The sequence below is a fragment of the Mycobacterium sp. genome (genome assembly GCF_035570115.1).
GTDB lineage: Bacteria > Actinomycetota > Actinomycetes > Mycobacteriales > Mycobacteriaceae > Mycobacterium.
In genome coordinates this window covers 36,801-48,755 of the sequence record NZ_DATMLH010000254.1, presented here as the reverse complement: position 1 = coordinate 48,755, position 11,955 = coordinate 36,801, and the positions used below count along the sequence as shown (strand labels likewise).

Here is an 11,955-nt window from a genome sequence, read left to right as displayed (position 1 = left end):
GCCGGTATCGTCGGCCAGTGATGCGATAGAGAAGGTTGTCGCACAGTTGACTCGCCCGGTGCGCTGGGATTTGTGCAGCGAGACTTTGCGTCAGCGAAATGTCACGGCGATTGTCGAGTTCCCGCCTGCGGGCGCTCTGAGCGGCATCGCCAAGCGTGAACTTCGGGGGGTACCGACGCGTGCCGTCAAGACTCCCGCAGACCTGGATGGTTTGGCAGAGCTGTAAAAACTTGGCCCCAAAGCCAGATCACCAACCCGTCCGCCCTACAACCGCATACCGCACGTCAAATTAACAGTTACACAACACATTACGAAGGGAACTGAACGTGTCTGTCAGTCAGGATGAAATTATCGCCGGTATCGCCGAGATCATCGAAGAGGTCACCGGTATCGAGCCCTCTGAAATCACCCCGGAGAAGTCGTTCGTCGATGACCTCGACATCGACTCGCTGTCGATGGTCGAGATCGCGGTGCAGACCGAGGACAAGTACGGCGTCAAGATCCCCGACGAGGACCTGGCGGGTCTTCGCACCGTGGGTGACGTCGTCAACTACATCCAGAAGCTCGAGGAAGAGAACCCCGAGGCCGCCCAGGCGCTGCGCGCGAAGCTCGAGACCGAGAACCCCGAGGCCGTCGCGCACGTCAAGTCGAGGCTGGAAGCCGACCACCAGTGACCAAACCTTCCACTGCTAACGGCGGTTACCCCAACGTTGTGGTAACCGCCGTCACGGCGACGACCTCGATCGCGCCGGACATCGAGAGCACGTGGAAGGGTCTGCTGGCGGGAGAGAGCGGCATCCGCGTGCTCGAAGACGAGTTCGTGACCAAGTGGGATCTGCCCGTCAAGATCGGCGGGCACCTCAAGGATTCGGTCGACGATCACATGGGTCGACTGGACTTGCGCCGCATGTCCTACGTCCAGCGACTGGCCAAGCTGCTTAGCGGTCAGCTCTGGGAGAACGCAGGTAGCCCCGAGGTCGACCCGGACCGTTTCACGGTCGTTGTCGGCACGGGTCTCGGCGGCGCCGAGAAGATCGTCGAAAGCTACGACCTGATGAACGAGGGCGGCCCCCGCAAGGTGTCGCCGTTGGCCGTACAGATGATCATGCCGAACGGCGCCGCGGCGACCGTGGGCTTGCAGCTTGGAGCCCGTGCCGGGGTGATGACCCCGGTGTCGGCTTGTTCTTCGGGCTCGGAGGCCATCGCCCACGCGTGGCGGCAAATCGTCATGGGCGACGCCGACTTCGCCGTGTGCGGCGGCGTCGAGGGCAACATCGAGGCACTGCCCATCGCGGCGTTCTCGATGATGCGCGCCATGTCGACCCGCAACGACGACCCCGAAGGCGCATCCCGTCCGTTCGACAAGGACCGTGACGGCTTCGTGTTCGGCGAAGCGGGTGCGCTGATGATCATTGAAACCGAAGAGCACGCCAAGGCCCGTGGCGCCAAGCCGCTGGCCCGGTTGATGGGTGCCGGCATCACGTCGGACGCTTTCCACATGGTGGCGCCGGCAGCTGACGGCGTGCGTGCCGGACGGGCGATGGCCCGCTCGCTGGAGTTGGCGGGTCTGTCCCCCAAGGACATCGACCACATCAACGCGCACGCAACCGCCACACCGATCGGCGACACGGCGGAGGCCAACGCCATCCGGGTCGCCGGATGCGAACAGGCCGCGGTCTACGCGCCCAAGGGGGCGCTGGGCCACTCCATCGGCGCGGTGGGTTCCCTGGAATCGATCCTGACGGTGCTTGCCCTGCGCGACGGCGTCATACCGCCGACACTTAACTATCACACGCCCGATCCCGAGATCGACCTCGACGTCGTCGCGGGCGAGCCACGTTATGGCGACTACCAGTACGCCATCAACAACTCGTTCGGCTTTGGCGGACACAACGTCGCGCTGGTCTTCGGGCGGTACTGAACCGGACGAGTAGGAAAGGAACGTTAGCGAGACCCATGTCAACATCATCATCGTTGGCTACGGGGAATGGTTTCCCCAACATCGTCGTCACCGGCACTGCCTTGACGAGCGCCCTCGCAACTGACGCCGAGACCACCTGGAAGTTGCTGCTGGACGGGCAAAGTGGGATCCGTACGCTCGACGACCCGTTCGTGGAGGAGTACGACCTGCCGGTCCGCATCGGTGGACATCTGCTCGAGGAGTTCGACAGCCAGTTGGACCGCGTCGAGAACCGCCGGATGGGATATCTGCAGAAGATGTCCACGGTGCTGAGCCGGCGGCTGTGGGAGAACGCCGGGTCGCCGGAGGTGGATACCAACCGACTGCTGGTGTCCGTCGGCACGGGCATGGGCTCCAGTGAGGAGCTGATTTTCGCCTACGACGGCATGCGCGCACGTGGTTTGAGGGCGGTCTCTCCGCTGGTCGTGCAGATGTACATGCCCAATGGCGCGGCCGCCGCGATCGGGCTGGAACGGCACGCCAAGGCCGGGGTGATGACCGCGGTGTCGGCGTGCGCGTCGGGTTCGGAGGCCATCGCGCATGCCTGGCAACAGATCGCGCTCGGCGAGGCCGACATCGCGATCTGCGGTGGCGTCGAGACCAAGATCGAGGCGGTGCCCATCGCCGGGTTCGCCCAGATGCGCATTGTGATGTCGACCACCAACGACGACCCGGCCGGTGCCTGCCGGCCGTTCGACAAAGACCGCAACGGGTTTGTGTTCGGTGAGGCCGGCGCGTTGATGGTGATCGAGACCGAGGAACACGCCAAGGCGCGTGGCGCCACCATCCTGGCCAGGATCATGGGGGCGAGCATCACTTCGGATGGCTTTCACATGGTGGCGCCGGATCCCAACGGCGAGCGGGCCGGCCATGCCATGACGCGGGCGATCCAGCTCGCGGGCCTCACCCCCGCCGACATCGACCACGTCAACGCCCACGCCACCGGCACCTCCGTCGGCGACTTGGCCGAGGGCAAGGCCATTAACAATGCGCTCGGCGCGCACGGCGGAAACGCGGCGGTGTACGCGCCCAAGTCCGCGCTGGGCCACTCGGTCGGCGCGGTTGGCGCGGTAGAATCGATCCTGACCGTGTTTGCACTGCGGGACCAGGTCGTTCCGGCGACCTTGAACCTGGTGAACCAGGACCCGGAGATCGACCTCGACGTGGTGGCGGGCAAGCCGCGGGCGGGTGACTACAGCTACGCCATCAATAATTCGTTCGGATTTGGCGGTCACAACGTGGCGATCACCTTTGGCCGGTACTAACCCAAGCACGACTGATCTAGGAGAACTGCGATGACGACCCTGGCCCCGGAGGCGGTTGACGAGTCGCTCGATCCGCGCGATCCGCTGCTGCGCCTCAGCAGGTTTTTCGACGACGGCAGCTTGGAGCTGCTGCACGAGCGTGACCGCTCCGGGGTGCTGGCCGCCGCCGGAACCGTGAATGGCGTGCGCAGCATCGCCTTCTGCACCGACGGCACCGTGATGGGCGGTGCGATGGGTCTCGAGGGTTGCACCCATATCGTCCACGCCTACGACACCGCCATCGAAGAGCAGAGCCCGATCGTGGGCATCTGGCACTCTGGCGGCGCGCGGCTGGCCGAGGGCGTGCGGGCGCTGCACGCGGTGGGGCTGGTGTTCGAGGCGATGATCCGGGCGTCCGGCTACGTTCCGCAGATCTCGGTGGTGGTCGGCTTCGCCGCCGGCGGCGCCGCCTACGGGCCGGCACTGACCGACGTGGTCGTGATGGCACCGGAGGGCAGGGTGTTCGTCACCGGGCCCGACGTTGTGCGCAGCGTCACCGGCGAAGACGTGGACATGGCCTCGCTGGGCGGACCGGACACTCACCACAAGAAGTCCGGGGTGTGCCACATCGTCGCCGACGACGAGTCGGACGCGTACGAACGTGGTCGCCGCCTGGTCGGATTATTCTGCCAGCAAGGGCATTTCGATCGCAGCAAAGCCGAGGCACATGACACCGACCTCCATGCGCTGTTGCCTGAATCGCCGCGGCGCGCCTACGACGTGCACCCGCTTGTCGTCGCCTTGCTGGACGACGATGCACCGTTTGACGAGTTCCAGGCCAAGTGGGCACCGTCAATGGTGGTCGGCCTGGGCCGGTTGTCCGGCCGCACGGTCGGCGTGCTGGCCAACAACCCGCTGAGGCTCGGCGGTTGCCTCAACTCGGAAAGCGCCGAGAAGGCAGCGCGTTTCGTGCGTCTCTGCGATGCGTTCGGCATCCCGCTGGTAGTGATCGTCGATGTTCCCGGTTACCTGCCCGGCGTCGACCAGGAATGGGGTGGCGTGGTGCGCCGCGGGGCCAAGCTGCTGCACGCGTTCGGCGAGGCCACCGTCCCCCGGGTCACCCTGGTGACCCGAAAGATCTATGGCGGGGCCTACATCGCGATGAACTCTCGTTCTTTGGGCGCCACCAAGGTGTTCGCCTGGCCCGATGCCGAGGTCGCGGTGATGGGCGCCAAGGCTGCCGTGGGAATTCTGCACAAGAAGAAGCTGGCGGCCGCGCCGGACCACGAGCGCGAGGCGCTGCACGACGAGCTTGCCGCCGAGCACGAGCGGATCGCCGGGGGCGTGGACAACGCCATCGACATCGGCGTCGTCGACGAGAAGATCGACCCGGCGCACACTCGCAGCAGACTCACCGAGGCGCTGGCCCAGGCGCCGGCGCGCCGCGGACGCCACAAGAACATCCCGCTGTAATGATTCGGGCGGCCTACCGCGTCGTGTAGCCGCCGTTGGCGAAGATGGTCTGACCGGTCACCCAGTGACCTTCGTCGGCCAGGAACACCACCAGCGGTGCGATGTCCTCGATCTGCGTCAGCCGGTTGCCCATGGCCTGCGACTTGTGGAACGCGACCCGCTCGGGTGTCTCCTCGCCGTAGAAGAACGGCGTGTCCATCGGCCCGGGTGCCACGTTGTTCACTGAAATACCACGTGCGGCAAACTCTTTCGCCGCAGCACGGGTGAAGTGCTCAACCGGGCTTTTGGCGCCGGCATAGGTGGAGTAGCCGTCGGTGAACGCGGCCAGCAGCGCGGTGACGATGGTGATCACCGAGCCACCGTCGTTCAACCGCTTTCCCGCCTGCTGCAGGAAGAAGTACGCGGCCTTGGCGTTGATGTCGAACATCGAGTCATAGTCGGCCTCGCTGGTTTCGACGATGGGCTTACGCAAGACCTTGCCGACGGTGTTGATCGCGATGTCGACACCACCGAAGGCGTCCACCGCCGCGTCGAACAATGCGTTGACGTTGCCCGGCTTGGTGAGATCGCCCTGCACCTTGATCGCTTTGACTCCGGCATCGTGCACAGCGGCGACGGTTTTGTCGGCATCGGGCTCGGTGGCCGGGCTGTTGTAGTGCACCGCGACGTTGACCCCTTTTTCGGCCAACGACGTGCTGATCAGTCCGCCGAGGTTCTTAGCTCCGGCAGCCACCACCGCTGACTTGCCGACCAGGTTGGTCATGACGGTCCTTCCTATTTGATCAGAGCGGAAATCAATGCCCGGCCGATTTGCGATTTGGCGCGGCTGGTTAGCCGGTACCAAGTATCGCCGACGTCGGCCCGCGAGTGGCTATCGTCGCCGGCCTGAGCGTCGAGCTTCAGCAATTTCGCCGCGGTGCGGTGCGCGAAGCGCTCCTTGTCCTCGACCGAAAGGTCGCACCGTTGCAGGAACTCCATCGCGGCGAAGTTGTCTTGGAACGGGTAGTCGACGGAGAACATCAAGTTATCGAGGCCCAACATCGCTCGAGCACAGTCGAATACCGGCACGTCGAACACCCCGCTGCTGGTGATGAAAACGTTCTCGCGCAGGTAGTAGCCGACGCTGTTGCGCATCGGCGGGTCGTCCGCCTCGGGCGCAAGCAACCACCCGGCCATCGTCAGCCCGACATTGAGCCTGGTGAAACAGAACGGAAGCAGTTCTCCCATGTGTCCGACAATCACCTTTAAATTCGGATGGCGATCGAACACGCCAGCGCAGATCAACCTGAGCAAATGCGTTCCGGTTTCCACCGGCCAGCCCCAGGTGGGTACCAGCGCCGGGTCGAAAGGCGCGTAGTAGCAATCCACCACCGCCCGCGGGGGGTCGATGGGATGGATGTAGATGGGCACGCCCAATGATTCGGCCCGACCGAGCAGCACATCGAACGACGGGTGGTCCAGGTAACGCCCGTTGGTATGTCCGTTGATCAGTGCGCCTTTGAAGCCGAGGTCGCGGACGGAGCGCTCAAGCTCCTCAGCGGCGTCAGCCGGTGACTGGGTCGGCAGCATGGCAAAGCCTGCGAACCGAGCCGGGTGCGCGGCGACCACCTCTGCCAACCAGTCGTTGACTTCGCGGCATACTGCAATCGCCAATTCGGCCTGTTCGTCCGCGAGGATCTGGACACCGGGCCCGACATGTGAGAGCACCTGCACGTCGACCCCCGCGGCGTCCATCAGACGGATGCGCTCGGCTCCGACGTCGCTGAGCCGGGCCCGCACGGGCTGGTATTTCCGTTGCAGCGACTCGGGAAACAAGTCCCACACTCGTGGGTGGAGAAACGCTTCTTCCAACGCCACCACGCGGGAGACCGACTTTGTGCTCACCGCATTGGCCCGGGCTTGGTCGCGGTCACGGCGTGCGTACGGAAGAACGGCAGTCCCCACCAGGCGCGCCAGCCAAGATCTTGACGCCTGACATCAGCCATGCCGGACTGCCGAAACCTGTTGGCATACAGGCGAGTGAAGGCGAGGTCGGCGATCACGACATGACCGCCGGGTCGCAGCACACGCACGGCTTCGTCAAGCGCCGACCGCCGCGCGTCGTCGTCCGGCAGATTGTGAATCGCGAGGTTACTCACGACGAGGTCGAAGGACGCTGAAGGAAACCGAAGATCGGTCATATCCTGGGTGTGCAGTTCGACCCGGTCGGCGACACCCTCGGCAGCGGCGTTCGCCAGTGTCGCCTGCATGGAGTTCCCGGTTTGGTCGGCCCGCCAGATATCCACTCCCACAGCCGTTCCGCGCGGCACCAGCTTGGCCGCGGTCAACAACACCGCGCCACGCCCGCAACCGAGGTCAAGAACCCGTTCGTCGCCTCGCAGGCCTATCCCGTTGAGCAGGCGTGCCCAGACTTCGAACTTTCCTCGCCGGCTGAATCGCCGGACGCCGACGCCGACGGCGATCAACAGGACGGCAACCACGGCGGCCCCGAGTCCCAAGAGCGTTCGGTCGGTCACCAGCCACAGGCCGGCGAAAACCGCTGCGGCAAGGCATAAAAGCAGATAGCCGGCGAAGACTACCGGTGCCGGAATCAACCCGTAGTTCCCGTCCACCCCATACCGCCCCCGCGGGCGGACCAGATCAGTTGCCAGTTCGGTCATCGTGATCGCCTCCGTAGGTTGCCGCCCGGTGGTCTCGGGCGAGTCGCTCAAGAATCGGAAGAGCTTTCGCCGCAGCGCGTTTCATGGTGTCGCCGCTCGGCGGATCGGTTGGCTCGAAAGCCCGTCGGACCGTCTGGGCCAGCTGGTCGGCCTTCTGTTCCAAGGTCAGCCCGATAGCCGGCGAATGAAACGGTTCCGCTGCGAAAAATCCGAACACGATGGTGGGCAAGGTGTAGTCGAGATCCTTCAAGCGCAGGTCCGGCCGCAGCATGGCCTCCGCGGCGAGCACACCCAGATAGTCGCGGTTGACATCGAGCTTGCTCTCTTCCAGCCGATGATGATGCGTCGCGGCGAGAAAAGTGCCAAGGGTGTCGGCGTCGCGTGTATAGAGCGCACGCAGCACGGGACGGTTCATCGCCTCGACGAACAACCGCCGCAGGTAGCGGTGCAGCGCAACCTCGGCTGGATCGGTGCGGATCGCGTCAACAATCGCATCCGCCATCACCGCCGCCTCGCGCGCACTGACCGCGAGGAACACTTCCTCACGAGACCGCCAGTGCAGGTAAATCGTGCCCTTACCGACACCGGCGCGGCGGGCCAATTCGTCGATGGTCACCCGCCGATAGCCCCACAACAGCAGCAACTCCCGGGCGGTATCAAGGATCCGATCGGCCCTCTCTCGCCGATCGACTCCAGAACGTTCCGCCATCACCGACCCCTTCGAAGTCGCACCAGAGCCACTTTATGACCAAAATACTATTTTGGTCAACAGTCATCTCAGGACGATTCAGCGCCCGAGGTCAGCTCCGGGCGACGATGGCCGAAAGCGCGTGGCGAAGTTGCTTTTCGGGGTCAGACGGAAGCTCGTCTGCGCGCCACCCGACGAAATCGTCCGGGCGGACGAGCAGAGCCCCGCTGGGCGCCAGTCCGGTGGCCTGCGCCCAGGCTTCGTCGGGATCGAGGCCATCACCGCTGCGCCCGATCCGACGGACCGAGATCGGGACGCCGAGGTCGGTCGATGCCGCCGCGGCGGCATCGGTCCATGCGGCACCGTCTTCACTGGTGAGCAGGGTGAAGCCGCGGCCAAGCAGGTCGAGGGTGGACACCCGACGGCCGCCGTGTTGCACCCAAACATGCGGCACCCGGGTGCCGGGTTGACCACGCAATTCTTCGACCAAAGACACCGCGTCCGGATCGGCGGGAGCGGACTCGTCGCTCACCACCGCGGCCGACCGGTACTGGTAGCCGACCAGCAAGGAGAACATTGACGCCTCCTCCTCCGGCGGCAATCTCGGTCCGTCGTCTTCCAAATGGAGCAAGCCTGCTGTCGGCCCGGTGAGCGACTGGCGAGCGGCGAACCGCCCGACCGGGTGCCGCTCGGCGTGGAAGGTGGTAAGTAGTGCCTCCCCGGCTAATCCCGTCAAGACCGCGGCCAGCTTCCAGGCCAGGTTATGCGCGCTTTGAATCGCGGTGTTGGCTCCCCCGGCCTTGAATGGCGGCATGGTGTGCGCGGCGTCGCCCACGAGAAAGACTCGCCCACAGCGAAATTGGTCGGCCACCTGCTCGTACGGTTGCCACGCCGCGACTTCGATGATCTCGAGGTCGATCTGCTCACCGATCGCTTTGGTCAACACGTCGCGGCAATATTGCGGGGTAAATTGTGCCGCGGTCTCTCCCTTGCCGGGGAAGTAGGTGGTGATGAACATGCCGAGGTCGTCCTTGACGACCAGGAATATGCCGTCCACGTCGGGATTTTTCACCTGGATGCCGTCACCGTTGCTCAGGTGCGAGACGAACTTCCCCCAGGGTGCGCGGAAGTAGATGAAGACGACATAGATCGGCAGCGCCCCGTGTCCCGAGGTGGTGAGGCCAAGCCTGTTACGGACCGGGCTGTGCACCCCGTCGGCGGCGACGACATAAGCGGCGCGGATCGTCCCGGACTCGCCGGAATCTAGGTCACGCAGTACCGCCGTGACGCCAGTGTCGTCCTGATCGAGGGAGCACAGTTCGGTCCCGTAGCGCACTTCGTTGCCACGCTGGCGGGTTTCGGCGAGCAGCATCGGCTCGAGGCTGCTCTGCGGGCAGTACTGCACGGCCGGCTCCGGGCTCAGCTGATCCAAACCGGCGAAAAAGGCGTCGATGTCGATGGCCAGTTTTTGTTCTGCGCTGTTCAGCGTCGGCTTGACGAGCATGTCTGAGACACGATCCGCGACGGCATGGACCTCGTCGTCCAGACCCAGACCGCGGAGGATCTCCAAGCTGCGAAAGCTCAGATTGCGAGCCTTCGGGTAGATAAAGACCTCCCGCCGCTTTTCGACCAGCAGCGATTCAACCCCGTGTTTGGCCAGCAGAGCCGATGTGGCAAGCCCACCGGCGCCCGCCCCAACGATCAGTACCGGCACATGTGTGACGTTCATGCTGGCCACCGCCTCTCCCGCGGATTAATGAAAATAACAGTAACTACTATATAGTAGTGACTGTCACTTTTGGTCCAGCATCGCGAACATCTCCTGGGCCACGTCGACCACTCGCTGCCGACCGGCGGCCACCAAACCGATCCTGGTGCGACGATCCACGATGTCGTCGACGGTCAGCGCGCCCTCATGGGTGATGGCGTACTCGAACTCCGCCCGGATCACATCGATCCCGTCGCCCACCGGGTCGACCGGACGCTCACACGTGGCAGCAGCGATGACGTGGGCAGCCTCTGCCCCGTAGCGCAGGACCAGCGATTCCGGCAAGCCGGCCATGGGCGCCACGGTCGATCCTGGATTTGCCGGCGCGCCGACCAACGGCAGGTTCCGGGTCCGGCACTCGCCGGCTGTCAGACCCCGCATTTCGATGGCACGGTCGAGGACGTCCTGGGCCATGTGGCGGTACTCGGTCAACTTGCCGCCGACCACGCTGATCACGCCGGAGGGTGACTCGACAACGGCATGGTTGCGCGAGACGTCCGCGGTGCGGCCAGCCCCGGTGTCGATCAGCGGCCGCAGCCCGGCATAGGCGCCGATGACATCGGCAGTTTTCAGCGCAATACCCAGCGCAGTGTTCGCCACATCCAGCAAGAAGCCCACCTCAGTCGAGGTCGGTTGTGGCACATCAGGAATCGGACCGGGGGCTTCCTCGTCGGTCAGTCCAAGGTAGACGCGCCCCAGCTGTTCGGGCATGGCGAACACGAAGCGGTTCAGCTCGCCGGGTATCGGAATCGTCAGCGCCGCTGTGGGGTTGCCGAGCGTTGCGGCATCGAAGACTAGGTGGGTGCCGCGGCTGGGACGCAGCTTCAATGAAGCGTCGATCTCACCTGCCCATACTCCGGTGGCGTTGATGACGGCGCGCGCCGACACATCGAATGATTCGCCGGTGCGCTGGTCGGTCAACCGCAGCGATGTGCCGGTGACCTCGGATGCGGCGGTATAGGTCAGGATTCGGGCACCCTGCTGTGCCGCGGTACGCGCGACGGCGGCGACCAGTCGGGCGTCGTCGATCAACTGTCCGTCGTAGGCGAGTAGACCGCCGTCGAGACCGTCACGCCGAACAGCCGGAGCCAGCTCGCTGACACGCTGTGCGGGAATGCGGCAAGAACGGGGCAGAACGGTCGCCGGTGTGCCTGCCGTCTTGCGCAACACATCGCCGGCAAGGAACCCGGCCCGCACCAATGCCCGTTCCGTTCGACCCATCGACGGCAACAACGGGACCAGTTGGGGCATGGCCCGGACCAGATGAGGAGCGTTGCGCGTCATCAGGATTCCACGCTCGACGGCACTGCGTCTGGCGATGCCGATATTGCCGCTCGCCAGATAGCGCAGCCCGCCGTGTACCAATTTGGAGCTCCACCGGCTGGTGCCGAATGCGAGATCGCGCTTTTCCACCAACGTCACTCGCAGACCACGGGACGCGGCGTCCAGTGCGATGCCGGCGCCGGTAATGCCGCCACCGATCACGACGACGTCGGTCGGCTCGCCATCGGCCAACGCGCTGAGGTCGGCGGTGCGGCGTGCTGCGTCGAGGGCAGTCGACATCATGAGAGGTATCCGTTCAGCGAGTATGCGAGTTCGGCGGCCAGCGCATCAGCGTCGAGGATCGGGCGGACGATCTGGGCGGATTGAATGGTCGATTGGGCGATCAGCAGCACCATCGCGGCGAGCCGGCGCGGATCGCCGGGTCGCACGCTGCCGTCGCGTTGGGCCGCACGCAGATCGTCGGCGAGCGCGTCGATCAGCATCTGCTGGCTGCTGCCGAGGCGTTGGGCGATATAGACGAGCGCGATCTCCGAACGCAACACGGCCATCACCAGGTCGTCGCGGCGCAGCCGTTCGGCCACCGCCACCACCCGGTTGACCACCGCCTCGCGGCCGCTTCCGCCCGCCGGAACTTCACCCAACGCGGCGGTGATATGCCTGGTCAGCAGCGCTGCTAGCACTGAACGGGTGTCCGGCCAACGCCGATAGACGGTCGGCCGGCTCACGCCGGCCCGCCGCGCGATCTCGGCCAGGGTCACGCGCTCGACCCCGAAATCGACCACACAGCTCGCGGCGGCCGCCAATATCCGATCCGCGATCTCCACAGGTGCGTTACTGATTGACAGCATGTGTAATACTGTAACGCATGTCTGAACAGT

11 protein-coding genes and 1 pseudogene are annotated in these 11,955 nt (G+C 64.9%); 5 read left to right on the top strand and 7 right to left on the bottom strand.

The window, feature by feature from the left end; all coding sequences use genetic code 11:
- The 5 genes and pseudogenes from VNW74_RS23840 to VNW74_RS23820 all read left to right on the top strand — a co-directional run.
- Window positions 1-226: pseudogene (locus tag VNW74_RS23840) on the top strand (ACP S-malonyltransferase); the annotation flags it as partial.
- 100 nt (window positions 227-326) lie between these two features.
- Complete coding sequence (acpM, locus tag VNW74_RS23835; RefSeq protein ID WP_325681396.1) at window positions 327-674, top strand: meromycolate extension acyl carrier protein AcpM; 348 nt, start codon at window positions 327-329, stop codon at window positions 672-674.
- Entirely contained in the window at window positions 671-1,921 is a 1,251-nt protein-coding gene (gene kasA / locus VNW74_RS23830) for a 3-oxoacyl-ACP synthase KasA (RefSeq protein WP_325681394.1), read from the top strand. Before acpM ends, kasA begins: the two co-directional genes overlap by 4 nt.
- Window positions 1,922-1,956: 35 nt before the next feature.
- A complete protein-coding gene (gene kasB / locus VNW74_RS23825; protein ID WP_325681392.1) occupies window positions 1,957-3,225 on the top strand; it encodes a 3-oxoacyl-ACP synthase KasB in 1,269 nt (422 codons plus the stop codon).
- A gap of 30 nt (window positions 3,226-3,255) precedes the next feature.
- Window positions 3,256-4,677: an acyl-CoA carboxylase subunit beta gene (locus VNW74_RS23820; RefSeq protein ID WP_325681390.1), complete on the top strand. Its 1,422-nt coding sequence runs from the start codon at window positions 3,256-3,258 to the stop codon at window positions 4,675-4,677.
- A 13-nt stretch (window positions 4,678-4,690) separates the two neighbouring features.
- Here the strand turns inward: VNW74_RS23820 and VNW74_RS23815 are convergent, their stop codons facing one another.
- From VNW74_RS23815 to VNW74_RS23785, 7 genes are all read right to left on the bottom strand, one after another.
- Window positions 4,691-5,440 (bottom strand): SDR family oxidoreductase, encoded by a 750-nt coding sequence (locus VNW74_RS23815; protein WP_325681388.1) that lies wholly within the window; start codon window positions 5,438-5,440, stop codon window positions 4,691-4,693.
- 11 nt (window positions 5,441-5,451) lie between these two features.
- Window positions 5,452-6,561 carry an amidohydrolase family protein gene (locus tag VNW74_RS23810; RefSeq protein ID WP_325681386.1) on the bottom strand — a complete coding sequence of 370 codons (1,110 nt, stop codon included), beginning with the start codon at window positions 6,559-6,561 and terminating at the stop codon, window positions 5,452-5,454.
- Window positions 6,558-7,337, bottom strand: coding sequence for a class I SAM-dependent methyltransferase (locus VNW74_RS23805; RefSeq protein WP_325681384.1), 780 nt, complete (start codon window positions 7,335-7,337; stop codon window positions 6,558-6,560). Before VNW74_RS23805 ends, VNW74_RS23810 begins: the two co-directional genes overlap by 4 nt.
- Window positions 7,318-8,046 (bottom strand): helix-turn-helix domain-containing protein, encoded by a 729-nt coding sequence (locus VNW74_RS23800; protein ID WP_325681382.1) that lies wholly within the window; start codon window positions 8,044-8,046, stop codon window positions 7,318-7,320. Before VNW74_RS23800 ends, VNW74_RS23805 begins: the two co-directional genes overlap by 20 nt.
- A gap of 91 nt (window positions 8,047-8,137) precedes the next feature.
- Complete coding sequence (locus VNW74_RS23795; RefSeq protein ID WP_325681380.1) at window positions 8,138-9,754, bottom strand: FAD-dependent monooxygenase; 1,617 nt, start codon at window positions 9,752-9,754, stop codon at window positions 8,138-8,140.
- A 63-nt stretch (window positions 9,755-9,817) separates the two neighbouring features.
- Window positions 9,818-11,359 carry a glycerol-3-phosphate dehydrogenase/oxidase gene (locus tag VNW74_RS23790; protein ID WP_325681378.1) on the bottom strand — a complete coding sequence of 514 codons (1,542 nt, stop codon included), beginning with the start codon at window positions 11,357-11,359 and terminating at the stop codon, window positions 9,818-9,820.
- Window positions 11,356-11,925, bottom strand: coding sequence for a helix-turn-helix domain-containing protein (locus tag VNW74_RS23785; protein ID WP_325681376.1), 570 nt, complete (start codon window positions 11,923-11,925; stop codon window positions 11,356-11,358). Before VNW74_RS23785 ends, VNW74_RS23790 begins: the two co-directional genes overlap by 4 nt.
- Window positions 11,926-11,955 lie beyond the last annotated feature (30 nt).

What these genes read in the sequence shown, in the direction of transcription:
- kasB (WP_325681392.1), top strand. Translation starts at nt 1,957, where the DNA reads ATGTCAACATCATCATCGTTGGCTACGGGGAATGGTTTCCCCAACATC.
- VNW74_RS23820 (WP_325681390.1), top strand. Translation starts at nt 3,256, where the DNA reads ATGACGACCCTGGCCCCGGAGGCGGTTGACGAGTCGCTCGATCCGCGC.
- VNW74_RS23815 (WP_325681388.1), bottom strand. Translation starts at nt 5,440, where the DNA reads ATGACCAACCTGGTCGGCAAGTCAGCGGTGGTGGCTGCCGGAGCTAAG.
- VNW74_RS23805 (WP_325681384.1), bottom strand. Translation starts at nt 7,337, where the DNA reads ATGACCGAACTGGCAACTGATCTGGTCCGCCCGCGGGGGCGGTATGGG.
- VNW74_RS23800 (WP_325681382.1), bottom strand. Translation starts at nt 8,046, where the DNA reads ATGGCGGAACGTTCTGGAGTCGATCGGCGAGAGAGGGCCGATCGGATC.
- VNW74_RS23795 (WP_325681380.1), bottom strand. Translation starts at nt 9,754, where the DNA reads ATGAACGTCACACATGTGCCGGTACTGATCGTTGGGGCGGGCGCCGGT.
- VNW74_RS23790 (WP_325681378.1), bottom strand. Translation starts at nt 11,359, where the DNA reads ATGATGTCGACTGCCCTCGACGCAGCACGCCGCACCGCCGACCTCAGC.
- VNW74_RS23785 (WP_325681376.1), bottom strand. Translation starts at nt 11,925, where the DNA reads ATGCTGTCAATCAGTAACGCACCTGTGGAGATCGCGGATCGGATATTG.